This is a genomic window from Paraburkholderia xenovorans LB400 (genome assembly GCF_000013645.1).
Taxonomy (GTDB): Bacteria; Pseudomonadota; Gammaproteobacteria; order Burkholderiales; family Burkholderiaceae; genus Paraburkholderia; species Paraburkholderia xenovorans.
Window position 1 is genome coordinate 1,603,762 of the sequence record NC_007952.1, and the last position, 25,912, is coordinate 1,629,673.

The following is a 25,912-nucleotide window of genomic DNA, read 5'->3' on the forward strand; positions in this document are numbered from 1 at the left end:
AATGCTGTTGATCGAATGCCCCTGGTGCGGGCCACGCGCCGAAACCGAATTTTCCTGCGGCGGCGAAGCGGACATTGCCCGTCCGCTCGACTCCGACAAACTCAGCGACAAGGAATGGGGCGACTACCTGTTCATGCGCAAGAACCCGCGCGGCGTGCATCGCGAACAATGGCTGCACACGCAAGGCTGCCGCCGCTGGTTCAAGGCGCAGCGCGACACGGTGAGCTACGAGATCCAGGGCTACGAGACGTTCGAACGTCCGCTGCTCGCAATGGACGGCAACGAGCCTAACGAACAAGACAGGCCACAAAACAAGGCACCGAACCAGGCACCGAACCAGGCACAAGAGGGCAGCGCACCATGAGCCAGAAAGACCGACTCCCCAACGGCGGGCGCATCAATCGCGCGATGCCGCTGACGTTCACGTTCAACGGCCGCCAGTACCAGGGCTATCAGGGTGACACGCTGGCTTCGGCGCTGCTCGCGAACGGCGAGCATTTCGTGGCGCGTAGCTGGAAGTATCACCGGCCGCGCGGCATCGTCACGGCAGGCGTGGAAGAGCCGAATGCCGTGGTGCAACTCGAAACCGGCGCCTACACGGTGCCGAATGCGCGCGCCACCGAAGTCGAGTTGTACCAGGGGCTCGTCGCCACCAGTGTGAACGCGAAGCCGAGCATCGAAAAAGACCGCATGGCGGTCAACCAGAAGATCGCGCGCTTCATTCCGGCGGGCTTCTATTACAAGACCTTCATGTGGCCGCGCAAATTCTGGCCGAAGTACGAAGAAGTGATCCGCGACGCGGCCGGTCTCGGCAAGGCGCCGGAACACACCGACGCGGACCGCTACGACAAGTGCTTTGCGCATTGCGACGTGCTGGTGGTGGGCGGCGGCCCGACCGGCCTTGCGACCGCGCACGCAGCCGCGTTGTCCGGCGCGCGCGTGACGCTGGTCGACGATCAGCCGGAACTCGGCGGCTCGCTGCTGTCGTGCCGCGCGGAGATCGACGGCAAGCCCGCGCTGAACTGGGTGCACAAGATCGAAGACGAACTGCGGCAAATGCCCGACGTGAAAATCCTGTGCCGCAGCACGGCGTTCGGCTATCAGGACCACAACCTCGTGACGGTCACGCAGCGGCTCACCGAGCATCTGCCGGTATCGCAGCGCAAGGGCACGCGCGAACTGATGTGGAAGATCCGCGCGAAACGGGTGATTCTCGCGACCGGCGCGCATGAACGGCCCATCGTGTTCGGCAACAACGATCTGCCGGGCGTGATGCTGGCGTCGGCCGTGTCGACCTATCTGCATCGCTATGCGGTGCTGCCGGGCCGCAACGCGGTGGTCTTCACGAACAACGACGACGGCTACCAGTGCGCGCTCGATCTGAAAGCGGCCGGCGCCCAGGTGACGGTGGTCGATCCGCGCGCGGGCGAATCGAAGGGCACGCTGCCGGCGCTCGCAAGGCGCTATGGCGTCAAGGTGATGAGCGGCACGGTGATCACTGCGGCGCACGGCAAACTGCGCGTGGCTTCGGTCGAACTGGCGTCGTATTCGAACGGACAGGTCGGTGCGAAGCAGGGCGAGCTGTCGTGCGATCTGCTCGCCATGTCCGGCGGCTGGAGTCCGGTGCTGCACCTGTTCGCGCAATCGGGCGGCAAGGCGCACTGGCATGACGGGAAGGCCTGCTTCGTGCCGGGCAAGGCGATGCAGGCGGAAACGAGCGTCGGCGCCTGCGCCGGCGACTTCACGCTCGGCCAGGGCATCCGCTTTGCGGTGGATGCGGGCGTCGAGGCGGCGCGCGCGGCGGGCTTCATCGTGGCACGGCCGAATCCGGTGCAGGTGGCCGAGATCACGGAAGCGACGATGCTGCCGCTGTGGCTGGTCGGCGGCCGCGAACTGGCCACGCGCGGGCCGAAGCAGTTCGTCGACTTCCAGAACGACGTGTCGGCCGCGGATATTTTCCTCGCGGCGCGCGAAGGGTTCGAATCGGTCGAACACGTGAAACGCTATACGGCAATGGGTTTTGGCACCGACCAGGGCAAGCTCGGCAACATCAACGGCATGGCGATTCTCGCGCAGGCGCTCGGCAAGACGATTCCCGAAACCGGCACGACCACGTTCCGGCCGAACTACACGCCGGTCAGCTTCGGCACGTTTGCCGGCCGCGAGCTGGGCGAGTTTCTCGACCCGGTGCGCAAGACGGCGGTGCACGAATGGCACGTGGAAAACGGCGCGGCCTTCGAGGACGTGGGCAACTGGAAGCGCCCGTGGTACTACCCGAAAGCCGGCGAAGATCTGCACGCGGCAGTGGCGCGCGAATCGCTCGCGGTGCGCACGAGCGTCGGCATTCTCGACGCCTCCACGCTCGGCAAGATCGACATTCAGGGTCCCGATTCGGCGAAACTGCTGAACTGGGTCTATACGAATCCGTGGAGCAAGCTGGAAGTCGGCAAGTGCCGCTATGGTCTGATGCTCGACGAAAACGGCATGATTTTCGACGACGGCGTGACCGTACGCCTCGCCGACCAGCACTACATGATGACCACCACCACCGGCGGCGCGGCGCGCGTGCTGACGTGGCTCGAACGCTGGCTGCAAACCGAATGGCCGGACATGCGCGTGCGGCTCGCGTCGGTCACGGACCATTGGGCGACCTTCGCCGTGGTCGGTCCGAACAGCCGCAAGGTGCTGCAGAAGGTTTGCCAGGACATCGACTTCGCCAACGCGGCGTTCCCGTTCATGAGCTATCGCGAAGGCACGGTCGCGGGCGCCGCGTCGCGTGTGATGCGCATCAGCTTCTCGGGCGAGCTCGCCTATGAGGTGAACGTGCCGGCGAACGTCGGACGCGCGGTGTGGGAAGCGCTGATGGCCGCGGGCGCGGAATTCGACATCACGCCGTACGGCACCGAAACCATGCACGTGCTGCGCGCGGAGAAGGGCTACATCATCGTCGGCCAGGATACGGACGGTTCGATGACGCCGTACGACCTCGGCATGGGCGGGCTGGTTGCCAAGTCCAAGGACTTTCTCGGCAAGCGTTCGCTGACCCGCTCGGACACGGCGAAGGCAGGACGCAAGCAACTGGTCGGCCTGCTTTCGGACGACCCGTCGTTCGTGATACCCGAAGGCTCGCAGATCGTCGCGGGTCCGTTCCAGGGCGACACGGCGCCGATGCTCGGCCACGTCACGTCGAGCTACTACAGCCCGATCCTGAAGCGCTCGATCGCGATGGCGGTCGTGAAGGGCGGTCTCGACAAGATCGGCGAGACGGTCACGATTCCGCTTGCGAGCGGCAAACAGATTGCAGCGAAGGTCACCAGTTCGGTGTTCTACGACAGCGAAGGAGCACGTCAACATGTGGAATGAAACGAGAGGGACGGCGTCGGTCGTGGGTCGCGCTGTCGGCAAACAGACCGGCGTGTGGCAGGAGTCGCCGCTGGTGGGCGCGGACGCACTGCTGAAGAAGCATCAGGCGACGGCATCCGCGGCGTTCAGGCTGGGCGAGCGGCCGTTTCTCGAACTGGTGAACGTACGCGGCGATACGCGTGATGCGGCGTTCGTGCGCGCCTTCGAGAGCGTGATCGGCTGCCGTCCGCCTGAGAAGGCGAACACGGTGGCGCGCGGCAACGGCTACGACGTGCTGTGGCTCGGCCCGGACGAGTGGCTGGCGCGCTCGGCCGTCGCGCACGATGCGACCCGTACCGCTCCGTTGCAGGCGAAACTCGGCGCCGCGTTCGCGGGCGTGTTCGCGTCGGCGGTGGATATCGGCAGCGGCTATACGGTGCTGGAAATCAGCGGCACGCGCACGCGCGAAGTGCTGTCGCGCGGCTGTCCGCTCGATCTGCACCCCAAACTGTTCGGCGAGGGGCAGTGCGCGCAGAGCCACTATTTCAAGGCATCGATCACGTTGCTGCCCACCGGCCCGAGCAGTTTCGACTTGGTCGTGCGCCGCAGCTTTGCGGACTACTTCGTGAAGATCATGCTCGACGCAGCCGAGCCGCTGCTGTCGTAAGGCGCGGCGAGCGGCGGTTGCCAAACCGGACCGCTCGCGCCCTTCGCGCTGAATGACCGACATGACGTCGACACGTCTAGCCACCGCGCGCCTCACCGAGCGCGCGTGCCACGAAGGCGATGCCCATGCCGCGCTGGCGCTGCTCGACCAGAGCATCGTGCTGCGGCACCGGCGCATCGCGCTGATCCGCTATCTGCTCGCGCAACAACTCGGTGCGCCGCTGCAGGCGCGGCACCATGAATACGTCGAAAAAATCGCCGCGCGGTTGAGTGCGGATACGCTCGCGCGCATTGCCGGCGCGGCGCGCGCACGTCTGCGGACGTAACTCACGAAACGCGCGCGTGCGGAACGACGCCCCCGTTCCATCCCGATGACGTATTTCTTCTATGTGGCCGATTTATGTCGGCGTCTACTGAAAACTCGTCGGAGTACCCACGCGGCACCCGCCGCACCCACCAGGGGATGACATGTCTACTGCTTATCAGCCTCGCGCGAGCGCAGCCGCCCGACTCGAACGACTGCCGTTCTCCGGTTACCACCGGACCATTTTCATCATCATTGCGATCGCGTTCTTTTTCGATTCCGTCGATCTCGGCACGATGACCTTCGTGCTCGGCTCGATCAGAACGGAGTTCGGCTTGTCGAGCGCGACGGCGGGACTGGTGGCCAGCGCGAGCTTCTTCGGCATGGTGATCGGCGCGGCGATTGCCGGCTTGCTGGCGGATCGCTTCGGACGCCGGCCGGTGTTTCAGTGGAGCATGGTGTTGTGGGGGCTCGCGTCGTATTTGTGTTCGACGGCGCAGAGCGTCGAAGCGTTGATCTTTTATCGCGTGCTGCTCGGTTTCGGCATGGGCATGGAGTTTCCGATTGCGCAGACGCTGCTGTCGGAGTTCGTGCCGGCAGCGTCGCGCGGCCGTCTGATTGCGCTGATGGACGGCTTCTGGCCGCTCGGCTTCATTGCGGCGGGCGTGGTGTCGTACTTCGTGCTGCCGACGTTCGGCTGGCGCACGGAGTTCGCGCTGCTCGCGATTCCCGCGGTGTTCGTGCTGATCGTGCGCCGCATGGTGCCGGAATCGCCGCGCTGGCTCGAACATCGTGGACGTTTCGGCGAAGCGGACAAGATTCTCGCGGAAGTCGAAGTGAAGGTGATGAAAGCGGCCGGGCTGAGCCAGTTGCGCCCGCCCGCGATGCTCGCCGAGCCGCCGGCCGCGCAGGGCACGGGCGCGTTTCGCGAGATATGGAGCATAGCGTACCGGCGTCGGACGATCATGGTGTGGACGCTGTGGTTCTTCGCGCTGCTCGGTTTCTATGGACTGACGTCGTGGCTTGGCGCGTTGATGCAGCAGGCAGGCTTCGCGGTGACGAAGTCGGTGCTGTACACGGTACTGATTTCGCTCGGCGGCATTCCGGGGTTTATCTGTGCGGCCTGGCTGGTGGAACGCTGGGGACGTAAGCCGACCTGCATTGCGTCGCTTGCGGGCAGTGCGGTGATGGCTTACGTATATGGACAAACCGCGCTGCACGCGCAGACGCCGACCTTGCTGATCTGTGCCGGGCTCGCGATGCAGTTCTTCCTGTTTGCGATGTGGGCGGTGTTGTACACCTACACGCCGGAGTTGTACGGGACGGGTGCGCGGGCAACGGGTTCGGGTTTCGCGTCGGCGATTGGCCGCGTGGGTTCGTTGATCGGACCTTACGTGGTGGGCGTGGTGCTGCCGGTGTTCGGGCAGGGCGGCGTGTTCTCGCTCGGTGCGATGTGTTTCGTGATCGCTGCGGCGGCGGTGTGGATACTCGGTATCGAGACGCGTGGGTTGGCGCTGGAAACACTGGTATCGGAGGCGGTTGAGACCGATGCGCGTGGGGTGTTGAGTCCGATGCGGGATTGAAGGTTCACGGCTTGCGGATAGCGCGCACCATCACGCCGTTCCACCCGAACGCGACGCGGTTGTCGGCCAGGCGGAAAACGGCCGTACAGTTCGCGCTGTCGAGCAACGTGGTGCGCGCGGGCAAGCCGACATCCGGTGGATAGATGAATGCAACGGTCGCGCTCAACCGGCGGATGCTCATTGGTCGGGCTACCGGAAAGCAGCGGACTCGTGCATGCGGCGATTTACGAGTCCCAGATCTGCTCAAGGCAATCAATAAGTTAGTCATCGTCCGGTACACAAATGCCTTCACGAGTTGTACGCGAATGGCACCCCCGAAACCTGGGCTCATGCCCAATCCTATTGAACGCCCGCGCCGGCGAGCGCCGTCAGAATTTTATAAGCCACGCTCACGCGCTCATCGTTCGGGAAGTTCTTGTTTGCGAGCATGACAATGCCCAACTGCTTCTCCGGAACGAAAGCCACATACGCGCCGAACCCATTGGTCGAACCGGTCTTGTTGATCCACACATCCTGCCGAGGGGCGAGCGGCGGCTTGATCTCGACCGCGGGCGTCGCCTTCAAGGCCATCGCCGACGAATTGCCCGCCAGCAACGTCTTCAACGCTACCGGATACGCGTATTGCTCCCAGATCAGATCCTGGGTCAACACGCCTGCCTTGAAGTAACCGGTGTGCGTCTGCATGATCGCGCGCTGCAACTTCGCGTCGAGCGGGAGCAGATTCATGTTGGCCTGCATGAAGCGCGTCATGTCGGCGGCGGTGGACTTCACGCCGTAGGCTTCGGCGGATAGCACACCGGGCGCCATGCGGATCGGCGCACCGTCCTTCTTGTAGCCTTGCGCGTAATCCGGTATCCGCGCTTCTGGAACGTCGATATAGCTGTTCTTCAATCCCAGCGCGGGAAACATGCGCTGTTCCATCAACGGCGTGAAATCCTCGCCCATGCTTTTTGCCGTGATCAGACCGAGCGTGCCGATGCCGGGATTGGTATAAGTCCGGCACGCGCCCGGCACGCAACTGGGCCGCCATGCCTTGAAATACTGCATGAGTTCGTCGTTGTCGTGGATCTCGTCGGGCACCTGCAACGGCAGACCGCCCGGCGTGTGCGTGCCCAGATTGATCAGCTTCACGTTGCCGAACTGGCTGCCCTGAAGCACAGGCAGATACTTGCCAGTCGTATCCGACAGCGAGAGATTGCCGCTCACCTGCGCATACGAAGCCAGCGTCGCTGTGAAAGTCTTGCTGATCGAGCCGAGCTCGAAAAGCGTGTCGCGTGTCACGGGCTTGCCGGTTTCCGCCGATGCCACGCCGTAGTTGTACACATAAGCCTTGCCCCCGGCGACGATGCCGACCGCCATGCCGTGAATACCGTCTTTCGCCATGAGCGGGCGGATCGCCGCATCGACCGTGCGTTGGATGCCGTCTTGCGTGGCGTCGGCTGCGCGACTCATCGATGCGGTCGCGCACAAGGCAAAGACGACGGTCGCCGTAAGGCTCTGGGCTTTGAACTTCATCTCTCGCGTTTCCTTGATTGTCTGTCTACGAATGAGCCGCACTATCCAGCTTTCGCGCGGCGCTGACAATCGAGGATAAGTTGCGCGAGGGTAAAGAAAATCTTGTACACACGGACCAGCGTCACACCGTCGCGCTCTCCCGTTTGCGCGAAGCCACGCCATTCGCCACGAAATAGGGCGTATCCACCCGCGCCAGCGCCTCGCGTCCGCGAATACGGTCGGCGATCTTCTCCGCCAGCATGATGGTCGGCGCGTTCAGATTGCCGGTGGTGATGCGCGGCATGATCGACGCATCCACCACACGCAGTCCTTGCATGCCGTGCACGCGGCCCTCGTTGTCGACTACGGCCATGTCGTCGTAGCCCATCTTGCAGGAACAGGATGGATGAAACGCCGTCTCCGCTCGCATGCGCACGAAACTATCGAGCTGTTCGTCGGTAGTCAGTTCGGCGCCGGGGTTCAGTTCGCGGCCGCGATAACGGTCGAGCGCCGGTTGCCGCATGATCTCGCGTGTGATGCGAATGCCGTCGCGGAACTCGCGCCAGTCGAGCGGATCGGCCATATAGTTGAACAGGATGCCCGGATGCGCGTTCGGATCGCGCGAGGTGAGCTTCACGCGGCCACGGCTCGGCGAGCGCATCGAACCGACGTGCGCCTGAAAACCGTGCATCCTGATCGCGTTCGAACCGTTGTAATTGATCGCGACCGGCAGGAAGTGATACTGGATGTTCGGCCACGGATCGTCGTCGCGCGTGCGGATAAAGCCGCCTGCTTCGAACTGGTTGCTCGCGCCGATGCCGGTTCCGTTCAGCATCCATTCGAGCCCGATGGCCGGTTGATTCCACCACTGCAAAGCCGGATAAAGCGAAACCGGCTCCTTGCACTCGTACTGGATATACATCTCCAGATGGTCTTGCAGGTTCTCGCCCACACCCGGCAGATCGTGAACGAGCGGCACGTCCAGTTCGCGCAGCCACGTGGAGCGGCCCACGCCCGAGCGCTGCAGCAGTTGCGGCGAAGCAATCGCGCCGCTGCACACCAGCACCTCGCGGCGAGCCTGCGCATTCAGCACATTGCCATGATGCAGATACGAGACGCCGACTGCGCGCTTGCCCGAGAACAGCACGCGATCCGTCACGGCATGCGTGACGATGGTCAGATTCGGCCGCGCTTTCGCGCGATCCAGATAGCCGCGCGCCGTGCTGGCGCGCCGGCCGTTTGCCGTCACCGTGCGATCCATCGGGCCGAAGCCTTCCTGCTGATAGCCGTTCAGATCGTCGGTACGCGGAAAGCCTGCCTGCACACCGGCTTCGACCATTGCGGCAAAGAGCGGGTTGTTGCCGGGCTTGCTGGTGGTGACGTGCACCGGACCGTCTCCGCCGTGATACGCGTTCGCACCGATATCGCGCGTCTCGGCCTTGCGGAAATACGGCAGGCAATCCAGATAGGTCCAGTTTTCGAGGCCCGCGTGCGCGGCCCAGCCGTCGTAATCGAGCGCATTGCCACGGATATAGCACATGCCGTTGATCAGCGACGAGCCACCGAGCCCCTTGCCGCGCCCGCATTCCATGCGCCGGTTGTTCATGTGCGGCTCGGGGTCCGTTTCGTACGCCCAGTTGTAGCGGCGTCCTTGCAGCGGATAGGCGAGCGCGGCCGGCATCTGCGTGCGGAAGTCGAAGCGGTAGTCGGGGCCGCCCGCTTCGAGCAGCAGCACGGTCACGTCCGCGTCTTCGGCGAGGCGCGAGGCGAGCACATTGCCCGCCGAACCCGCGCCCACGATGATGTAGTCGTATTCGTTCGCAGCCATCGCCCTGCCTCCTTAGAACACCGGTTGATACGGGCCGAGTTCGACCTGCACGGACTTGATGCGCGTGTAGTGCTCGAGCGTGGTGAGGCCGTTTTCGCGGCCCACGCCCGATTGCTTGTAGCCGCCCACCGGCATTTCCGCCGGCGACTCGCCCCACGTGTTGATCCAGCAGATGCCCGCTTCCAGACGATGAATCACGCGATGCGCGCGCGCCAGATTCCCGGTCACGACGCCCGCGGCGAGACCATAAGCGGTGCGGTTCGCGCGCGCGATGGCTTCGTCTTCGTCGTCGAACACGAGAATGCTCATGACCGGGCCGAAGATCTCCTCGCGCACGATGCGCATGTCGTCATGGCAGCCGGTGAATACGGTCGGCTCGACGTACTGGCCGTTGCCGAAGTGACCTTCGGTGAGACGCTTGCCGCCCGCCATGAGCCGCGCGCCTTCCTGCTTGCCGCTTTCGATGTACCCCAGCACCTTCTGCAATTGCGCGGCGCTCGCGAGCGGACCGAAGTTGGTGGCGGCGTTGGTTGGCGCGCCCACGCGAATGCGCTTGACGCGTTCCAGCACTAACGCCTCGAAGCGTTCCAATACGCCGCGTTGCACGAACACGCGCGTGCCGTTGGTGCACACCTGGCCGGAGCTGAAGAAGTTGGCGCTCATCGCAATGTCGGCGGCGCGTTCGAGATCGGCGTCGTCGAATACGAGCAGGGGGGACTTGCCGCCGAGTTCCATCGTCACTTCTTTCAGTGACGATGCGCCCGCCAGTGACATCACCTTCTTGCCCGTTTCCACGCCGCCGGTAAACGAGATTTTCTCGATGTCCGGATGCGCGGCCAGCATTGCACCGACGCGTCCGTCGCCTTGCACGACATTGAACACGCCCGCGGGCACGCCGGCTTCGGTATAGATCTCGGCGAGCTTCAACGCCGATAGCGGCGTGATTTCACTCGGCTTGAAGATCATCGCGTTGCCGGCCGCGAGCGCGGGCGCCGACTTCCAGCACGCGATCTGGATCGGATAGTTCCATGCGCCGATGCCCGCGCAAACGCCAAGCGGCTCGCGCCGCGTATAAACGAACGAGGTGGGCCGCAAGGGAATCTGTTGCCCTTCAATGGCAGTGGCGAGTCCCGCGTAGTACTCGATCACGTCCGCGCCGGTGGCGATATCCACCGCGAGCGTTTCCGCAATCGGCTTGCCGGTGTCGCGCGTTTCGAGCGCGGCGAGTTCGTCGTTGCGCTCGCGCAGAATCTCGACGGCGCGGCGCAGAACGCGCGAACGCTGCATGGCCGTGAGCGCGGCCCATTCGCGTTGGCCTTCCCGCGCGGATTGCACCGCGCGCTCGACGTCCGCCGCCGAAGCCTGCTGCACGCTCGCGAGCGTCTCGCCGGTGGCGGGGTCGAGCGTATCGAAGGTTTCGCCGCTGGTTGCGTCGACATACGCGCCGCCGATGTAGAGGCGTTGTATTGCGAATACCGCCATGACCTGCTCCTTTCTGAAGATGCCGCCGTTCTGCCTGAGTCGTGCCTGATCGTGCCCGTGGCCTTACTCGCGCGATGCGAGCACCAGGTCGATATAGTCGTTGGCCGTGCGCAGCGCCGCTTTGGTGTCGAACGGTTCGCCCGACAGCGCACCGCGCAACCACAGCCCGTCGATCAGCGCCGCAAGGCCGCTTGCCGCACGGCGCGCCGCCGCACGCGGCAAGGCTTTGGAAAAATCCGCGCACAGGTTCGAATACAGCCGGCGCGTGTTCACGTGTTGCAGCCGCCGCAATTGCGGCTTGTGCATGCTCTCGGACCAGAACGCCAGCCAGGTTTTCATGACCGGGCCGCTGGTCTGCTCGGCGTCGAAATTCGCGGCGACCACCGCGCGCAATTTCGAACGCGGGTCCGCCCTGGCCGCCCGGCGCCGGCGCGAGGTGGCCTGCCACAGATCGCGCAGCACGTGACGCATGGTGGCTTCGAGCAAACCGTCCTTGTCGCCGAAATAGTGGCTGACAATGCCGGTGGAAATGCTCGCGCGCTGCGCGACCGAAGCCAGCGTGGTCCCCGCGAGACCGGTCTGGTCGATCGTGAGAAGCGTGGCGTCGATCAGTTGCGCGCGGCGGATTTCGCGCATTCCGAGTTTGGGCATGGTGCTGGCGCGGTGGCTGGCGTGAGAGCCGGGCGGCTTGCGCAAGACGAAAACAATCCGCCCGGGTGGATTCGAGTGGCCATAGTAGGTTTTTTATATTGAACGGTCAATCAATAAAAACCGGCTTGCCACGGCTCGAACACGCGTGGCGCCGCACGTGTCGGTTCCGGCCAAACTCATGTCGCGTTCGGACCATGCGCTTCATCCAGCGGGCGCTACGCTCGTTGAACGGCGTGCTGCAGCAACTCAGCGAGTTGGGCGCGCCGCTCACAAGACATGGAGACAGACAAATGAGCAGCAATCGCGGCGTCGTGTATCTGGGGCAGGGCAAGGTGGAAGTGCAGTCGATCGACTATCCGAAGATGGTCGATCCGCGTGGCCGTTCGATCGGTCACGGCGTGATCCTGAAGGTGGTAAGCACCAATATTTGCGGCTCCGATCAGCACATGGTGCGTGGCCGCACGACCGCCGAGGTCGGCCTCGTGCTCGGTCATGAAATTACCGGCGAGGTGATCGAGATAGGTCGCGACGTGGAAACGCTGAAGATCGGCGATCTCGTCTCGGTGCCGTTCAACGTGGCCTGCGGGCGCTGCCCGACCTGCAAGGCGCAGCATACCGGCGTGTGCCTGAACGTGAATCCGTCGCGTGCCGGCGGCGCTTATGGCTACGTGGACATGGGCGGCTGGATCGGCGGTCAGGCCGAGTACGTGATGGTGCCGTACGCCGACTTCAATCTGCTGAAGTTCCCCGACCGCGCGCAGGCACTGTCGAAAATCCGCGATCTCACGTGCCTGTCGGACATTCTGCCGACCGGCTATCACGGCGCGGTCATGGCCGGCGTGAAGCCGGGCGCGACCGTGTATATCGCGGGCGCCGGGCCGGTGGGCATGGCCGCCGCCGCGTCGGCGCGCCTGCTGGGCGCGGCTTGCACGATCGTCGGCGATATGAACGAGGAGCGTCTCGCGCACGCCCGCAAGATGGGCTTCCAGACCGTGGACCTGTCGAAGGATGCTACGCTCGGCGAGCAGATCGAACAGATTCTCGGCAAGCCGGAAGTGGATTGCGCGGTGGACTGCGTCGGCTTCGAAGCGCACGGCCACGGCAGCAGCGGTTCGCACGAGGAAGCGCCGGCCATTGTCCTCAATTCGCTGATGGAAATCACGCGCGCCGCGGGCGCGATCGGCATTCCGGGCCTTTACGTGACGGACGACCCCGGCGCCGCCGATGCCGCCGCGCGCAAAGGTAGCCTGAGCATCCGTTTTGGTCTCGGCTGGGCGAAGTCGCACTCGTTCCATACCGGACAGACGCCGGTGATGAAATACAACCAGAACCTGATGCAGGCGATCTTGTGGGACCGCTTGCCGATTGCGGATATCGTCAACGTGACGGTGGTGTCGCTCGATCAGGCGCCTGATGGTTATCGCCAGTTCGATGGCGGTGCGCCGAAGAAATTCGTGATCGACCCGCACGGATTGCTGAAGGCGGCATAAGCGGGTCTCGCCAGCGACATCGTGTCATCCCTCGGTTTGCGCGAGCTTTGTATAGGATCTCGCTATTGGCGATAAAGCGTGCCCAGTCCTCGGGCAACTGCGAGCAATTGGTGCAGTTGAAGGCCTCGGTATCATGCGGCCCGATGGCCGGCGCGACCGGTAGCGTCGGCGCGGCGCCCAATCAGCTTCGCTGATCCGCACCGCGTATTGCCTGCCACCGGCCCGCGTCGTGCGCCAGATCGACGCGCAAGCCGGCGTTTCCGCCTCGATCTGGCGGAAGAGGGGCGGGCAAGCCTCGTTGCGCATTGCGCATTGCGCAAACCGTTAGACACCGACTGGCCAGGCAGTACTGATGAGCAGTAATTTCTCTACCGTCGATCTCGGCAACGTGACGCTATGCGCGGCCGATTCGATCAATCCCGCATTCGCCGCGCGTGCGCTGGAAACGTCAGCGGCCCGGTGCAACTTTGCCGACGCGATTCTTTTCACTCACGAGGCCGTGCCTACCTCCGTACGTACGGTGCTGATTCCCCGCCTTCGGTCCAAGGAAGATTATTCCGCGTTCATGGTCAAGCATCTCCTCGGCCATGTCACCACGCCGTGGGTGCTGGTCGTTCAGTGGGACGGTTATGTGCTCGACCCCGCAGCGTGGAGCGAGACGTTTTTCGACTACGACTACATCGGGGCTTATTGGCCGTTCCACCGGGACGGCATGAACGTGGGCAACGGTGGGTTTTCGCTGCGCTCGACAAAGCTGTTGCAGGCGCTTGCCGATGAACGGTTCGCATTGCTTCCCGGCGTGAATGAGGACGATCTGATCTGCCGGGTATACAGGCCATTGCTCGAAACCGGCTATGGCATCCGGTTTGCGCCCGCGGCAGCCGCGGCCCGTTTTGCTTATGAGCATGTCCCCCCTGACAGGCCAACCTTTGGTTTTCACGCCGCGTTCAACATGTGGCGGCACGTCGACGACGCGACGTTGATGGAAAAGGTGCGCGCGCTGGACCTGCGCACCTACAGTTCCAACGAAGTCCTGATGCTGTTGACGACTTACTGCGACCAGCGCAAATTCGACTGCATGAAGGTGATGTATGAACGCTACCGGCACCTGTGGAGCGCACAGGAGATCGTGCACAACATGATGATGACCGGCGTGGCCGGTGAGACCGCGCTGCGGTACGTCGAGATGTGCGAAAGCCTGCTGAAAAATGCTTTCGAGGGACTCGGCAAGTGACGGCGGCCATTCATCTGCAGGAGCAATTGCGGGCCGCATATATGCGTCATGAGCATGCGCCTCACGACCTGACGATCCTGCGTGAGATCTGCGACGTGCTGATCTCGCTCAAGCGCGAGGACGAACTCGTTGCCTGGGTGGACCGGGCGCTGGCACTCGGTGCGCAAAGCCCTGATTTTTTTGCCATGCGCGCGTTCGCGCTGGATCTGCTCGGGCGGCACGCCGAGGCGATCGAGACGAGAATGTATGACCCGTCGATTCCGGACCAACCCGCGCTCGCCCAACTGCGACTCGGCTACAGCCTGATGATGGCGGGCCACCTCGAACAGGCGATCCGGCTGCTGGATGAGGCGCGGCGGCCGGCGGCAACGAGCACCGCTGACACCCTCGCAACAGCCGAACAGTTTCTTGGCGAAGCGCTGCTCAAGGCCGGCGACCCACGCGGCTTCACGCACTGGCTCAGGCGCAACGATTCGGGCGATGCCGGCAGCTATCGTCCGCTCGGCATCCCGGCGTGGCAGGGCGAGTCCGATCTGTGCGGCCGGCGCGTGCTCGTCGTCCATCAGCTCGGCTTCGGCGACAACTTCCTGCTGGCCGCATGTGTGGCGGACTGGCAAGCGGCCGGCGCGCAGGTGATGATCACCTGTGACCTGCAGATCCACGCGCTCATGCAGGCGTCCTTGCCCGGCTGCGAAGTCGTGAGCGCGGCGCGTCCGTTGCGGTACCACGACGCATTGCCCGAAGCGGTGCGGCGAGGCGTGGAGGCGTTCGAGCCGCATTTATACGCAACGCTGCTGCATTTGCCGCAGTTGAGAGCCGCGCAGGCGACTGCCGGCTACCGGTTTCGGGCCTATATGCGGGCTCCGGTTGCAAAACAGCGGATCGCGGCAGAGTGGGCGCGACAGTTGCGCGCACAACATCCGGGGAAAAAGCTGGTAGGGCTGTTCTGGGACTGTCGGCAGCGCCACCTCTCCGACGTCGGCAGCACGGTGCGGTGTTGGGCCGCCCGACGCAGCCTGCCGCTTGACGCGCTCAACCGGATCGTGACGGATCCCGCGCTGGCCGGCCGGATCTGTTTCGTGAATCTGCATCATCCGCTTGCCGAGGCAGCGGCAGGCGCGCCGGCCCGCAATGTCGAGCGCTATCTGCCCGGCATCCACTTTTTCGATGACACCGCCGCGTGCATCGGGGAGCTGGACGCGGTGTTCGCGGTTGATTCAGCGGTCGCCAATCTGGCCGCGATGATGGCCAAACCGACCTGCGTGCCGGTCAACACGTCCGGCGACTGGCGCTGGGGCCATGCGGGCCGCGCTTCCACGTGGGTCGAGAACGCAACCGTGTTGCGGCAAACGTGGGAAGGCGACTGGAATTCCGTCGTGCGGGATGCGATGGTGTGGCTGGCCGCGCTGTGACCTTGCCATGTGCGATCCGTCATGTCTTGACGGATGTGCCAGACGTTCTGAATTCGCCGCGCTGACGAACACGCCGTCTCAAGCAGCCCCAGGCAGCCTCAAGCCGCCAGCACCGGCACCGGCACCGCAGCCAGCGAAGGCGTCTGCTTGCGTCTTTCGCGCGTCGGCGCTGTGCCGAACGCGTCGCGATAGCTCTTGGAGAAGTGGCAGGCCGACTGGAAGCCGCACGCCATCGTGATGTGCATGATCGACATGTCGGTTTGCAGCAGCAGTTCTCGCGCGCGCCGCAACCGCAGCGTCAGATAGTAATGCGTGGGCGTCATGCCCAGATGTTCGCGGAAGAGGCGCTGCAATTGCCGTTGCGACATGCCGGCGAGCCGCGCGAGTTCTTCGCGTGAGAGCGGCTCCTCGATGTTGTTCTCCATCAGCGCGATCACTTCGAAGAGCGACTTGTTCGCGGAGCCGAGCCGCGCCACGAGCGGCATTTTCTGTTGTGCGCTGGTATCGCGCACATGCTCGACGATGAACTGCTCGGCAATCTGCGTGACGCGTGCAGTGCCGACGCGCGGGGTGATCAGGTTCAGCATCATGTCGAGCGGCGCCACGCCGCCGGTGCACGTAACACGATCGCGATCGATCACGAAAAGTTCTTTCAGAAAGCGCGTGTCGGGAAACTCTTCCTTGAGCGCCGACATGTTCTCCCAGTGAATCGCGCACGCATAACCGGCCAGCAGACCGGCGCGCGCCAGTGCATAGGTGCCGGTGCACAGGCTGCCGAGCACGCTGCCCATGCGGGCGAAGCGGCGCAGTGCGGAAAGGTGCGCGGGCGTGGTCGCGCGCTGCACGTCGATGCCGCCGACCACGAACACGATATCCGGCTGCCCGACGCATTCCACCGGCCCCGTATCCACCGACAAGCCGTTGCTGGCCACGACCGGTCCGCCCTCGGGACTCACGATCGACCAGCGGTAAAGCGTCTGGCCCGTCAGATAGTTCGCCATGCGCAGGACTTCGATCGCGTTGGTGAACGCAATCATGGTGAAGTTGGGAACCGGCATGAATGCGAAATGCGACAACGACGCCGTGCGATCGGTGGACATGGGAGGAATGATTCCTTCGAATCTGTAATGTCGCGTCGCCGTGGGGAGCAGCGACTACTGTAATTCTGAGGACTAGGGCAACTACCGTGCCATCAGGCTAAACCCCTGGTTGCTGCGTTGTTCCCGTCGGATAGCTAAACAAACAGCACCAGAACGGCGCTGCCGGCATTTATTCACGCACCTGAACTGCGCACGACGTTCAGGTGCAGTGCAACATGCGAGCCGGCGCACCACGCCCGTTCCGCAATCGGTGAAGAACCGCGAACGCCGACTTGTGGAAAAAGGACGCTCATGGCGGAAAAGGCAAAGAACGCGTCTGAATTCATAAATTGACGCGCGGGTCGAGCGTCAAGAATAGACGCAATGCAGACCGGCGGCGGCAGGGGCGAAGCGAGGCCCGGGCGCGGCTTCCGGCCTTCCGTCAACGACTCCACGGACCTTCCATGTCGAACCCGAATCCTTTCTTCGAAGAATCGCTGGCCACGCGCGATACGGCGGTGCGCGGCGCTATTTTGAAAGAGCTCGAGCGCCAGCAGTCGCAAGTCGAACTGATCGCGTCGGAAAACATCGTGTCGCGCGCGGTGCTCGAAGCGCAGGGCTCGGTGTTGACCAACAAGTATGCGGAAGGTTATCCGGGCAAGCGTTACTACGGCGGTTGCGAATATGCGGACGTGATCGAAACGCTGGCGCTCGATCGCATCAAGCAGCTCTTCAACGCGAAGTTTGCCAACGTGCAGCCGCATTCCGGCGCGCAGGCGAATGGCGCCGTGATGCTCGCGCTGGTCAAGCCGGGCGACACGGTGCTCGGCATGTCGCTCGACGCGGGCGGCCACCTCACGCACGGCGCGAAGCCGGCCATGTCGGGCAAATGGTTCAACGCGGTGCAGTACGGCGTCAATCGCGACACGATGCTGATCGACTATGAGCAGATCGAGGAACTCGCGCAGCAGCATAAACCCGCGCTGCTGATCGCCGGCTTCTCGGCTTATCCGCGTGCGCTGGATTTCGCGAGGCTGCGGGCGATTGCCGACAGCGTCGGCGCCAAACTGATGGTGGATATGGCGCATATCGCCGGCGTGATCGCGGCGGGGCGTCATCAGAATCCGGTCGAACATGCGCATGTGGTCACGTCGACCACGCACAAGACGCTGCGCGGCCCGCGCGGCGGCTTCGTGCTGACGAATGACGAGGACATCGCGAAGAAGATCAACTCGGCGGTATTTCCCGGCTTGCAGGGCGGCCCGCTGATGCATGTGATTGCCGGCAAGGCGGTCGCGTTCGGCGAGGCGCTGCAACCCGGTTTCAAGACTTATATCGATAGCGTGCTCGCCAATGCGCAAGCGCTCGGCGAGGTGCTGAAGGCCGGCGGCGTGGATCTGGTGACGGGCGGTACGGACAACCATCTGCTGCTGGTCGATCTGCGGCCTAAAAGCCTCAAGGGCAATCAGGTCGAGCAGGCGCTGGAACGCGCGGGCATTACCTGCAACAAGAACGGCATTCCATTCGACACCGAAAAGCCCACAATCACCTCCGGCATTCGCCTCGGCACACCCGCGGGTACGACGCGCGGCTTCGGCATGAGCGAATTCCGCGAAGTCGGCCGGCTGATCGTCGAGGTGCTCGACGCGCTGCGCGACCACCCGGAAGGCCACGCCGCCACCGAACAACGCGTGCGCCGCGAGATTTTCGCGCTGTGCGAACGCTTTCCCATCTACTGAGTACGCCTGGAGCAAACGATGAGTACTTTGCACGACAACAGCATCATCATCGACGGTCTGAACATTTCGAAGTTCGAGCACTCGGTGTTCGAGGACATGCGCAAGGGCGGCGTGACCGCGGTGAACTGCACGGTGTCGGTCTGGGAGAGCTTCCAGAAGACCGTCGACAACATTGCCGAGATGAAGCAGCAGATCCGCGAGCACAGCGAGATTCTCACGGTCGTGCGCACCACTGACGACATTTTCCGCGCAAAGAAAGAGAACAAGACGGGCATCATTTTCGGTTTCCAGAACGCGCATGCTTTCGAGGACAACCTCGGCTATATCGAGGCGTTCAAGGATCTCGGCGTGAACGTGGTGCAGCTTTGCTACAACACGCAGAACCTCGTGGGCACCGGCTGCTATGAACGCGACGGCGGCCTGTCGGGCTATGGCCGCGAAGTGATCCAGGAGATGAACCGCGTCGGCATCATGGTCGATCTGTCGCACGTGGGCGGCAAGACTTCTTCCGAAGCGATTGCGGCTTCGAACAAGCCCGTTTGCTACTCGCATTGCTGCCCGTCGGCCCTGAAAGAGCACCCGCGCAACAAGAGCGACGAGCAACTGAAAGAGATCGCGGACGCAGGCGGATTCGTCGGTGTGACGATGTTCGCGCCGTTCCTCAAGCGCGGTCCCGACGCGACTGTCGAAGACTATATCGAAGCGATCGAGTACGTGGTGAATCTGATCGGCGAAGACCAGGTTGGTATCGGCACGGACTTCACACAAGGCTACAGCACGGAGTTCTTCGACTGGATCACGCATGACAAAGGCCGCTATCGCCAGTTGACGAACTTCGGCAAGGTCGTGAATCCGGAAGGCATCCGCACGATCGGCGAGTTTCCCAACCTGACGGCCGCGATGGAGCGCGCCGGCTGGAGCGAAACGCGCATCAAAAAGATCATGGGCGAAAACTGGGTGCGGGTATTCGGCGAAGTGTGGAAGGTTTGACGCCTCCCTGAAACGAAAAACCATCCCACAGATAAAAACGGAACCTCCACATGCAACCCCAACTGCCTATCGACGTCGATGCGAACACCGGCGTCTGGACCACCGACGCGTTGCCGATGCTGTACGTGCCGCGTCACTTCTTCACGAACAACCATACCGCCGTGGAAGAGGCACTCGGCCTCGATACGTATGCCGAGATTCTCTACAAGGCCGGCTACAAGTCCGCGTATTTCTGGTGCGACAAGGAAGCGAAGCAGCACGGTATTTCGGGCATGGCGGTATTCGAGCATTACCTGAAGCGTCTGTCGCAACGGGGCTGGGGCATCTTCACGATCACCGAGGCTGATCCGTCGAGCTCGCACGCTCGCATCGAACTGCATCACTCGTCGTTCGTGCTGGCGCAGCCGGACAAGGTGGGCAAGCTTTGCTACATGTTCGCCGGCTGGTTCGCGGGCGCGATGGACTGGGTCAACGATACCGCACCGGACGCTTCACGCAAGGGGCCGCCGTCCCATTCGAGAGAAGCGCAATGCGCGGCTGAAGGCCACGAACACTGCGTGTTCGAAGTGACGCCGCTCGCGTCGTAAGCGCACCTGTTCAACGGCTTCCATCACGGCGCACGGCACAGCGCAACAAGCAATCCATTCCGAGGTCGATCGCGATGCGTTACCCGAACCTTTTCAAGCCTCTCACGCTGAACAAGCTGACCTTGCGCAACCGCATTGTCAGCACCGCGCACGCGGAGGTCTACGCGGAACCGGGCGGCCTGCCCGGCGACCGCTATATCCGTTACTACGAGGAGAAGGCCAAGGGTGGCGTGGGCCTCGCCGTGTGCGGCGGCTCGAGCCCGGTGTCGATCGACAGCCCGCAAGGCTGGTGGAAATCGGTGAACCTCGCGACCGACAGGATCATCGATCCGCTCGCACGCCTTGCCGAAGCCATGCACACGCATGGCGCGAGGATCATGATTCAGGCCACGCATATGGGACGCCGCTCGGCGTTTCATGGCGAACACTGGCCGCATCTGATGTCGCCTTCCGGCGTGCGGGAGCCCGTGCATCGCGGCAATGCGAAGATCATCGAGGTCGAGGAAATTCGCCGCATCATCAGCGACTTTGCAGCCGCCGCGAAACGGGTGAAAGATGCGGGCATGGACGGTGTCGAAATCTCGGCGGCGCACCAGCATCTGATCGACCAGTTCTGGAGCCCGCGCACCAACTTCCGTACCGACGAATGGGGCGGTTCGCTGGAAAACCGCCTGCGTTTCGGCACGGAAGTATTGAAGGCCGTGCGCGAAGCGGTGGGCGCGGATTTCTGCGTGGGCTTGCGCATGTGCGGCGACGAGTTCCATGAAGACGGGCTCGATCACGAACAACTGAAAGAGATCGCTCAGGCCATGAGCGAAACCGGCCTGATCGATTACCTCGGCGTGATCGGCTCGGGGGCGGACACGCACAACACGCTCGCCAACTGCATGCCGCCGATGGCGCTGCCGCCCGAGCCGTTCGTGCATCTCGCGGCCGGTATCAAGTCGGTGGTGAAGCTGCCGGTCATGCACGCGCAGAGCATTCGCGACGCGGGCCAGGCCGAGCGTCTGCTCGCCAGCGGCATGGTCGATCTGGTCGGCATGACGCGCGCGCAGATTGCCGATCCGCACATGGTCATCAAGATCCGCGATGGCCGCGAGGACGAAATCAAGCAGTGCGTCGGCGCGAATTATTGCATCGACCGCCAGTACAACGGGCTCGACGTGCTGTGCGTACAGAACGCCGCGACCTCGCGCGAAGCGACCATGCCGCATGTGATCGCCAGAACGCGCGGACCGAAGCGCAAGGTGGTCGTGGTCGGCGCGGGTCCGGCGGGGCTCGAAGCGGCGCGCGTGGCGAAGTCGCGCGGTCATGACGTGGTGCTGTTCGAGAAGAACGACTACGTGGGCGGCCAGATCATGCTGGCCGCGAAAGCGCCGCAGCGTGAACAGATGGCGGGCATCGTGCGCTGGTTCGACATGGAGACGAAGCGCCTCGGCGTGGACCGGCGCCTTGGTGTCGCCGCCGACGAGAAAACCATCATGGCCGAGAAGCCGGATATCGTGGTGCTCGCCACGGGCGGTTCGTCGTTCACGTCGCAAGTCGCGGCATGGGGCGTCGAGGAAGGCCTCGCCGTGAGTTCGTGGGACGTCCTGTCGGGCAAGGTCGAGCCGGGCAGGAACGTGCTGGTGTATGACGGCGTCAGCACGCATGCCGGCGCGGGCGTGGCCGATTTCATGTCGAGCCGCGGCTCGAATGTCGAGATCGTGACGCCGGACGTGAAAGTGGCCGACGACGTAGGCGGCACGACGTTCCCGATCTTTTATCGCCGGCTCTATGCGCAAGGCGTGATCCACACGCCGAACTACTGGCTCGACAAGGTCTACGAAGAAGACGGCAAGAAGATCGCCGTGCTTCGCAACGAGTACACCGAAGAACAGGAAGAGCGTGCGGTGGATCAGGTGGTGATCGAAAACGGCAGCACGCCGAACGACGAGTTGTACTGGAAGCTCAAGCCTGAATCGGTCAATCGCGGTCAGGTCGACGTGCACAAGCTGTTCGCGTCGGAGCCACAGCCGTCTTTGAGCGAAGAACCCGGCAATGGCCGCTTTCTGCTATTCCGCGTCGGCGACTGCATTTCCATGCACAACATTCACGGCGCGATCTATGACGCGCTGCGCCTTTGCAAGGATTTCTGACGATGAGCCCCGTGTTTGTCATCACCGTCCTGCTGTGGTTGTCGGTCGCGGGCCTGGCGTTCGCGCTCGTCAAGCGCTCGGCGTACTGGCGCGAAGGCCGCGCCACGGCGGCGGGCGCCTACGGCTGGACCAATCTGCTGGCGATTCCCAAGCGCTACTTCGTCGATCTGCATCATGTGGTGGCGCGCGATCCGTACATTGCCAAAACGCACGTGGCGACCGCGGGCGGCGCGATTCTCGCGATGGCGCTGGTGTTCGTCAATTACGGTCTGGCGATCTACTCGCCGTGGCTCGACAGGCTGATCTTTCTCGCCGCGCTCGTGATGCTGGTCGGCGCGGTGTTCGTCTGGCGCCGCCGCCACGGCGCGAAAGCCGTGCCGGCGCGGCTCTCGCGCGGGCCGTGGGATCATCTGCCGCTATTGCTCGGGTCGTTCGCACTCGGTCTCGTGCTGTTCATCGCGCTGCCGGCTTCCGCCATGTCCGGCGCGCTCGCCGTCATCGTCGCGCTGCTGATCGCGGCGGGCGCGTTTGCGATGACATTCGGCGCGGCGCGCGGCGGTCCGATGAAGCATGCGCTGGCCGGTCTGTTGCACCTCGCATTTCATCCGCGTCAGGAGCGCTTTGCCGAACGCCATGACAACGACGTGGTACCGCCCACTGCATTGAAAGCACCGTTGCTCGACGCGAAGGAATACGGCGTCGGCAAGCCGGTCGAATTCCGCTGGAACCAGTTGCTCAGTTTCGATGCATGCGTGCAGTGCGGCAAGTGCGAAGCGGCCTGTCCCGCGTTCGCCGCCGGCCAGCCGCTCAATCCGAAGAAGCTGATTCAGGACCTGGTCACCGGCATGGTGGGCGGCACCGACGCCGGATATGCGGGCAGTCCCACACCGGGCATTCCGGTCGGCAAGCATGGCGGCGCGCCGGGCAAGCCGCTGATTTCCAGCCTGATCGAAGCGGACACGTTGTGGTCCTGCACGACCTGCCGCGCCTGCGTGCAGGAGTGTCCGATGCTGATCGAACATGTGGACGCGATTGTCGATATGCGCCGCAACCAGACGCTGGTCGAAGGCAGCGTGCCGGGCAAAGGGCCGATCACGCTCGCGAATCTGCGCGAGACGGGTAGCTCGAATGGCTACGACATCGGCGCGCGCTACGACTGGGCGGTGGATCTGCAAGTACAGGTCGCGCAGCCGGGGCGTCCCGTGGACGTGTTGCTGATCGCCGGCGAAGGCGCGTTCGACATGCGCTATCAGCGCACACTGCGCGCGCTCGTCAAGGTGCTGAATCGCGCGGGTATCGACTATGCGGTGCTGGGCGGCGTGGAAACCGATACCGGCGACACGGCGCGGCGTCTCGGCGACGAAGCAACTTTCCAGCAACTCGCGCACAAACTGATCGGCACGCTTTCGCAATACTCGTTCCGCAAGATCGTCACCGCGGACCCGCACGTGCTGCATAGTCTGCGCAACGAATATCGCGCGCTGGGCGGTTTCTACGAGGTGCAGCATCACACCGCGCTGATCGAGCAACTGGTCGCGAGCGGCAAGCTGACGCCGCGTGCGGTGGCCGCCTTCGCGGATCGCAAGATCACGTATCACGACCCGTGCTATCTGGGCCGCTATAACGGTGAGACGGAGGCACCGCGCCGCTTGCTGAAGACCATCGGCATCAAGGTCGTGGAGATGGAGCGCAACGGCATGCGCGGACGCTGCTGCGGCGGTGGCGGCGGTGCGCCGTTGACCGATATTCCGGGCAAGCGGCGCATTCCCGACATTCGCATCGACGACGCGAAAACAATCGGCGCGGAGATCGTCGCGGTGGGCTGCCCGAATTGCACCGCGATGCTCGAAGGCGTGGTCGGGCCGCGTCCGGAAGTCCTGGACGTTGCCGAACTGGTTGCAGCGGCGCTGGAGTAACGCGATGAACACTCTCAAACGAATCGATCCGCGCCGTCCGTTCACGATCACGGCAGAAGGGCTCAGGCGCATCACGCTCGGCGTGACGGGCGTGGCGGCCGCACTTGAGTTTGCCACGCACGGCGGCGCGTCGCATCGTGAGCAGCCCAAACCGCGCCGCACCACGGCGACGCCTCAGCGCGTGATGCTGGTCGCCGCACATGCGGACCGCGGCGCGCTGGACGATCACGCACGCCAGACGCTGGCCGGCGCCGCTCTGATTGCGGACGCTACAACCGAAGTGGTGCTGCTGGTATTCGGCGAGTTCAGCGGCGACGCCGCCGCGCTCGGCGCCGACAAGCTGATCGAATTGCCGATGTTCGACCGCCGCACCTTCGCGCCAACCGACGAGTTGAACGCGCTGGCCGCGTGCGTTGCGGCTTACGCACCCGTGCATGTTTTTCTGCCCGACAACGCAACCGGCGACGGCGACCTCGGCCGCCGTTACGCAGCCGCCGCCAATGCAAGCGTCGCGACGCACGTTGTCGAGATCGACGCCGCGCATGTAGCCGCCTATGTTCACGCGAATACAGCGTTCGCCGTGCGTGAGTTGCCCGAGGTCGTGCTGCTCGCAGCCAACGCGGTCGATCCGAAATTGCCGTTCGTCGGCGCGGGCGAAAGGGTCATGTGGCGCTTCGACGGCGCGGCCGCTTCGGCGCAAGGCGCGGTACGCGATCTCGGCATCGAGGAAATCGACGCCGCGCAACTGGCGCTAGAAGAAGCCGATTTCATCGTTTCGGCGGGCAATGGCGTGAGCGATGTACCGGCATTCGAGCGGCTGGCGGCCACCTTGGGCGCGGCAATCGGTGCAAGCCGCGTGGCCGTGGACGACGGCAAGTTCACCCGCGACAAACAGATCGGCGCAACCGGCAAGACCGTCGAAGCGAGCGTTTATATCGCGTTCGGCATCTCCGGCGCGGTGCAGCATCTGCAAGGGATCAAGGACTGCCGCCATGTGATCGCGGTGAACCTCGACGCCAGCGCGCCGATCGCGAGGCGCGCGAATCTGACGGTAATCGCGGACGCACAGGAAACCATCGCGGCGCTCAACGAAGCAGCCGCCGCGGCGCGCACGGCACGCGGAACCGGTGCTGCGCTGCTGAATTCAACGGCCGTGGCCGAAGGAGCGCTCGCATGAAGATCGCCGTACTCGTTTCCGTGGGCCGTCATCCGGTGAGCGGCACCGCGCGCTACAGCCGCAACGATGCCGCCGCGCTGACAATGGCGCTCGCGCTCGCCGGAACGCACAACGCGACGCTCGACGTGTTGCATGCGGGCGATCCGTCCAATCCTGCGTTGAAGGAGTATCTGGCGCTCGGCGCGCGCTCGGTCGAAGTGCTTGAAATCGCCGTAACGCCTGAATTGCAGGCCGACGCTGCCGCTCCTCTGGCGGCCCGCCTGCGCGGCTACGACCTCGTTGTGACCGGCACGCGCGCTGAAGGCGCGTTCGACACCGGCATGCTGCCGTATCGCGTCGCCAACGCACTGGAGGTACCGCTCATCGGCGCAGCCGTCGACATCACGCTGCGCGACGGCAGCGCGGAAGTCCGGCAATTCATGCCGAAGGGTTTGCGCCGTCGCGTGGAAGTGCAACTGCCCGCGCTGATCGCCGTGCATCCGCTGGCCAATGCCGCTCCCAGATACGCCTACGCGCGGTTGCGTGAAGGCACGATCCGCCCGGTCGCCACGCGCGCCGCCGCCAATCCGGGCGACCTTGCATGGAGCGTGCGGCCGGCATCCGCGAAACCGGTGCGCCTCGCCGCCGCCGAGAAGCGTTCCGGCCACGCCCGCATGCTGTCGGCCACGACGACCGAAAGCCGCGGCGGCAGCGTCGTAATTGAAGGGAGTTCCGTCGAAAAAGCACAAGTGATTCTCGCGTATTTGCGCGAGCATCAACTCGTGGATTACTGATTTCCGGTTCGGGCGAGCATGCGACCA

The 25,912-nt window shown here is 63.9% G+C and carries 21 protein-coding genes; 15 read left to right on the forward strand and 6 right to left on the reverse strand.

From position 1 onward, the window contains the following. Position 1: 1 nt before the first annotated feature. The 5 genes from BXE_RS29110 (at position 2) to BXE_RS29130 (ending at position 5,895) form a co-directional block, all read left to right on the forward strand. Entirely contained in the window at positions 2-364 is a 363-nt protein-coding gene (locus BXE_RS29110) for a sarcosine oxidase subunit delta (RefSeq protein ID WP_011491694.1), read from the forward strand. After that, a complete protein-coding gene (locus BXE_RS29115; RefSeq protein ID WP_011491695.1) occupies positions 361-3,363 on the forward strand; it encodes a sarcosine oxidase subunit alpha family protein in 3,003 nt (1,000 codons plus the stop codon). Before BXE_RS29110 ends, BXE_RS29115 begins: the two co-directional genes overlap by 4 nt. Then, positions 3,353-4,009: a sarcosine oxidase subunit gamma gene (locus BXE_RS29120; protein ID WP_011491696.1), complete on the forward strand. Its 657-nt coding sequence runs from the start codon at positions 3,353-3,355 to the stop codon at positions 4,007-4,009. The genes BXE_RS29115 and BXE_RS29120 overlap by 11 nt, the downstream gene beginning before the upstream one ends. 61 nt (positions 4,010-4,070) lie before the next feature. Next, the gene (locus BXE_RS29125; protein ID WP_035516607.1) at positions 4,071-4,334 is read left to right on the forward strand and encodes a hypothetical protein; all 264 of its coding nucleotides are present in this window, start codon (positions 4,071-4,073) and stop codon (positions 4,332-4,334) included. 142 nt (positions 4,335-4,476) lie between these two features. Further along, complete coding sequence (locus BXE_RS29130) at positions 4,477-5,895, forward strand: MFS transporter (protein WP_011491697.1); 1,419 nt, start codon at positions 4,477-4,479, stop codon at positions 5,893-5,895. Positions 5,896-5,899: 4 nt separating this feature from the next. Here BXE_RS29130 and BXE_RS46685 read toward each other — a convergent pair whose 3' ends face one another. The 5 genes from BXE_RS46685 to betI all read right to left on the reverse strand — a co-directional run bounded on the left by BXE_RS46685 (position 5,900) and on the right by betI (position 11,350). After that, complete coding sequence (locus BXE_RS46685; protein ID WP_158340992.1) at positions 5,900-6,076, reverse strand: hypothetical protein; 177 nt, start codon at positions 6,074-6,076, stop codon at positions 5,900-5,902. A 158-nt stretch (positions 6,077-6,234) separates the two neighbouring features. Continuing rightward, on the reverse strand, positions 6,235-7,410 hold the full coding sequence (ampC, locus tag BXE_RS29135) for a class C beta-lactamase (protein ID WP_011491699.1): 1,176 nt from the start codon (positions 7,408-7,410) through the stop codon (positions 6,235-6,237). A gap of 121 nt (positions 7,411-7,531) precedes the next feature. After that, the gene (gene betA / locus BXE_RS29140) at positions 7,532-9,217 is read right to left on the reverse strand and encodes a choline dehydrogenase (protein ID WP_011491700.1); all 1,686 of its coding nucleotides are present in this window, start codon (positions 9,215-9,217) and stop codon (positions 7,532-7,534) included. 12 nt (positions 9,218-9,229) lie between these two features. Next, the gene (betB, locus tag BXE_RS29145; protein ID WP_011491701.1) at positions 9,230-10,699 is read right to left on the reverse strand and encodes a betaine-aldehyde dehydrogenase; all 1,470 of its coding nucleotides are present in this window, start codon (positions 10,697-10,699) and stop codon (positions 9,230-9,232) included. A gap of 63 nt (positions 10,700-10,762) precedes the next feature. Next, a complete protein-coding gene (gene betI / locus BXE_RS29150) occupies positions 10,763-11,350 on the reverse strand; it encodes a transcriptional regulator BetI (protein ID WP_011491702.1) in 588 nt (195 codons plus the stop codon). A 290-nt stretch (positions 11,351-11,640) separates the two neighbouring features. Here betI and fdhA point away from each other — a divergent pair, with 290 nt between their 5' ends. From fdhA to BXE_RS29165, 3 genes are all read left to right on the forward strand, one after another. Then, a complete protein-coding gene (gene fdhA, locus BXE_RS29155) occupies positions 11,641-12,840 on the forward strand; it encodes a formaldehyde dehydrogenase, glutathione-independent (RefSeq protein ID WP_011491703.1) in 1,200 nt (399 codons plus the stop codon). Positions 12,841-13,360: 520 nt separating this feature from the next. Further along, positions 13,361-14,074: a DUF5672 family protein gene (locus BXE_RS29160; RefSeq protein WP_148223024.1), complete on the forward strand. Its 714-nt coding sequence runs from the start codon at positions 13,361-13,363 to the stop codon at positions 14,072-14,074. Next, on the forward strand, positions 14,071-15,486 hold the full coding sequence (locus tag BXE_RS29165) for a tetratricopeptide repeat protein (RefSeq protein ID WP_011491705.1): 1,416 nt from the start codon (positions 14,071-14,073) through the stop codon (positions 15,484-15,486). Before BXE_RS29160 ends, BXE_RS29165 begins: the two co-directional genes overlap by 4 nt. Positions 15,487-15,584: 98 nt before the next feature. Here the strand turns inward: BXE_RS29165 and BXE_RS29170 are convergent, their stop codons facing one another. Next, on the reverse strand, positions 15,585-16,586 hold the full coding sequence (locus BXE_RS29170; RefSeq protein WP_011491706.1) for a GlxA family transcriptional regulator: 1,002 nt from the start codon (positions 16,584-16,586) through the stop codon (positions 15,585-15,587). A gap of 443 nt (positions 16,587-17,029) precedes the next feature. On the opposite strand from BXE_RS29170, the gene BXE_RS29175 reads away from it, so the two are divergent. The 7 genes from BXE_RS29175 (at position 17,030) to BXE_RS29205 (ending at position 25,885) form a co-directional block, all read left to right on the forward strand. Beyond that, complete coding sequence (locus tag BXE_RS29175) at positions 17,030-18,304, forward strand: serine hydroxymethyltransferase (RefSeq protein WP_011491707.1); 1,275 nt, start codon at positions 17,030-17,032, stop codon at positions 18,302-18,304. Between the two features lie 18 nt (positions 18,305-18,322). Further along, positions 18,323-19,294 (forward strand): dipeptidase, encoded by a 972-nt coding sequence (locus tag BXE_RS29180; RefSeq protein WP_011491708.1) that lies wholly within the window; start codon positions 18,323-18,325, stop codon positions 19,292-19,294. 50 nt (positions 19,295-19,344) lie between these two features. Further along, entirely contained in the window at positions 19,345-19,881 is a 537-nt protein-coding gene (locus tag BXE_RS29185; RefSeq protein WP_011491709.1) for a DUF5943 domain-containing protein, read from the forward strand. Positions 19,882-19,955: 74 nt separating this feature from the next. Continuing rightward, positions 19,956-22,019, forward strand: a complete 2,064-nt coding sequence (locus BXE_RS29190; RefSeq protein ID WP_011491710.1) for an NADH:flavin oxidoreductase — start codon at positions 19,956-19,958, stop codon at positions 22,017-22,019. A gap of 2 nt (positions 22,020-22,021) precedes the next feature. Continuing rightward, positions 22,022-23,935 carry a (Fe-S)-binding protein gene (locus tag BXE_RS29195; protein WP_011491711.1) on the forward strand — a complete coding sequence of 638 codons (1,914 nt, stop codon included), beginning with the start codon at positions 22,022-22,024 and terminating at the stop codon, positions 23,933-23,935. Between the two features lie 4 nt (positions 23,936-23,939). Beyond that, positions 23,940-25,112 (forward strand): electron transfer flavoprotein subunit alpha/FixB family protein, encoded by a 1,173-nt coding sequence (locus tag BXE_RS29200; protein WP_011491712.1) that lies wholly within the window; start codon positions 23,940-23,942, stop codon positions 25,110-25,112. Next, the gene (locus BXE_RS29205) at positions 25,109-25,885 is read left to right on the forward strand and encodes a drug:proton antiporter (protein WP_011491713.1); all 777 of its coding nucleotides are present in this window, start codon (positions 25,109-25,111) and stop codon (positions 25,883-25,885) included. The genes BXE_RS29200 and BXE_RS29205 overlap by 4 nt, the downstream gene beginning before the upstream one ends. Positions 25,886-25,912 lie beyond the last annotated feature (27 nt).

What these genes read in the sequence shown, in the direction of transcription:
- betI (WP_011491702.1), bottom strand. Translation starts at nt 11,350, where the DNA reads ATGCCCAAACTCGGAATGCGCGAAATCCGCCGCGCGCAACTGATCGAC.
- BXE_RS29185 (WP_011491709.1), top strand. Translation starts at nt 19,345, where the DNA reads ATGCAACCCCAACTGCCTATCGACGTCGATGCGAACACCGGCGTCTGG.
- BXE_RS29190 (WP_011491710.1), top strand. Translation starts at nt 19,956, where the DNA reads ATGCGTTACCCGAACCTTTTCAAGCCTCTCACGCTGAACAAGCTGACC.
- BXE_RS29205 (WP_011491713.1), top strand. Translation starts at nt 25,109, where the DNA reads ATGAAGATCGCCGTACTCGTTTCCGTGGGCCGTCATCCGGTGAGCGGC.
- BXE_RS29130 (WP_011491697.1), top strand. Translation starts at nt 4,477, where the DNA reads ATGTCTACTGCTTATCAGCCTCGCGCGAGCGCAGCCGCCCGACTCGAA.
- betB (WP_011491701.1), bottom strand. Translation starts at nt 10,699, where the DNA reads ATGGCGGTATTCGCAATACAACGCCTCTACATCGGCGGCGCGTATGTC.
- BXE_RS29170 (WP_011491706.1), bottom strand. Translation starts at nt 16,586, where the DNA reads ATGTCCACCGATCGCACGGCGTCGTTGTCGCATTTCGCATTCATGCCG.
- BXE_RS29175 (WP_011491707.1), top strand. Translation starts at nt 17,030, where the DNA reads ATGTCGAACCCGAATCCTTTCTTCGAAGAATCGCTGGCCACGCGCGAT.
- BXE_RS29200 (WP_011491712.1), top strand. Translation starts at nt 23,940, where the DNA reads ATGAACACTCTCAAACGAATCGATCCGCGCCGTCCGTTCACGATCACG.
- fdhA (WP_011491703.1), top strand. Translation starts at nt 11,641, where the DNA reads ATGAGCAGCAATCGCGGCGTCGTGTATCTGGGGCAGGGCAAGGTGGAA.
- ampC (WP_011491699.1), bottom strand. Translation starts at nt 7,410, where the DNA reads ATGAAGTTCAAAGCCCAGAGCCTTACGGCGACCGTCGTCTTTGCCTTG.
- BXE_RS29115 (WP_011491695.1), top strand. Translation starts at nt 361, where the DNA reads ATGAGCCAGAAAGACCGACTCCCCAACGGCGGGCGCATCAATCGCGCG.
- BXE_RS29180 (WP_011491708.1), top strand. Translation starts at nt 18,323, where the DNA reads ATGAGTACTTTGCACGACAACAGCATCATCATCGACGGTCTGAACATT.
- BXE_RS29110 (WP_011491694.1), top strand. Translation starts at nt 2, where the DNA reads ATGCTGTTGATCGAATGCCCCTGGTGCGGGCCACGCGCCGAAACCGAA.
- BXE_RS29195 (WP_011491711.1), top strand. Translation starts at nt 22,022, where the DNA reads ATGAGCCCCGTGTTTGTCATCACCGTCCTGCTGTGGTTGTCGGTCGCG.
- BXE_RS29125 (WP_035516607.1), top strand. Translation starts at nt 4,071, where the DNA reads ATGACGTCGACACGTCTAGCCACCGCGCGCCTCACCGAGCGCGCGTGC.
- betA (WP_011491700.1), bottom strand. Translation starts at nt 9,217, where the DNA reads ATGGCTGCGAACGAATACGACTACATCATCGTGGGCGCGGGTTCGGCG.
- BXE_RS29120 (WP_011491696.1), top strand. Translation starts at nt 3,353, where the DNA reads ATGTGGAATGAAACGAGAGGGACGGCGTCGGTCGTGGGTCGCGCTGTC.
- BXE_RS46685 (WP_158340992.1), bottom strand. Translation starts at nt 6,076, where the DNA reads ATGAGCATCCGCCGGTTGAGCGCGACCGTTGCATTCATCTATCCACCG.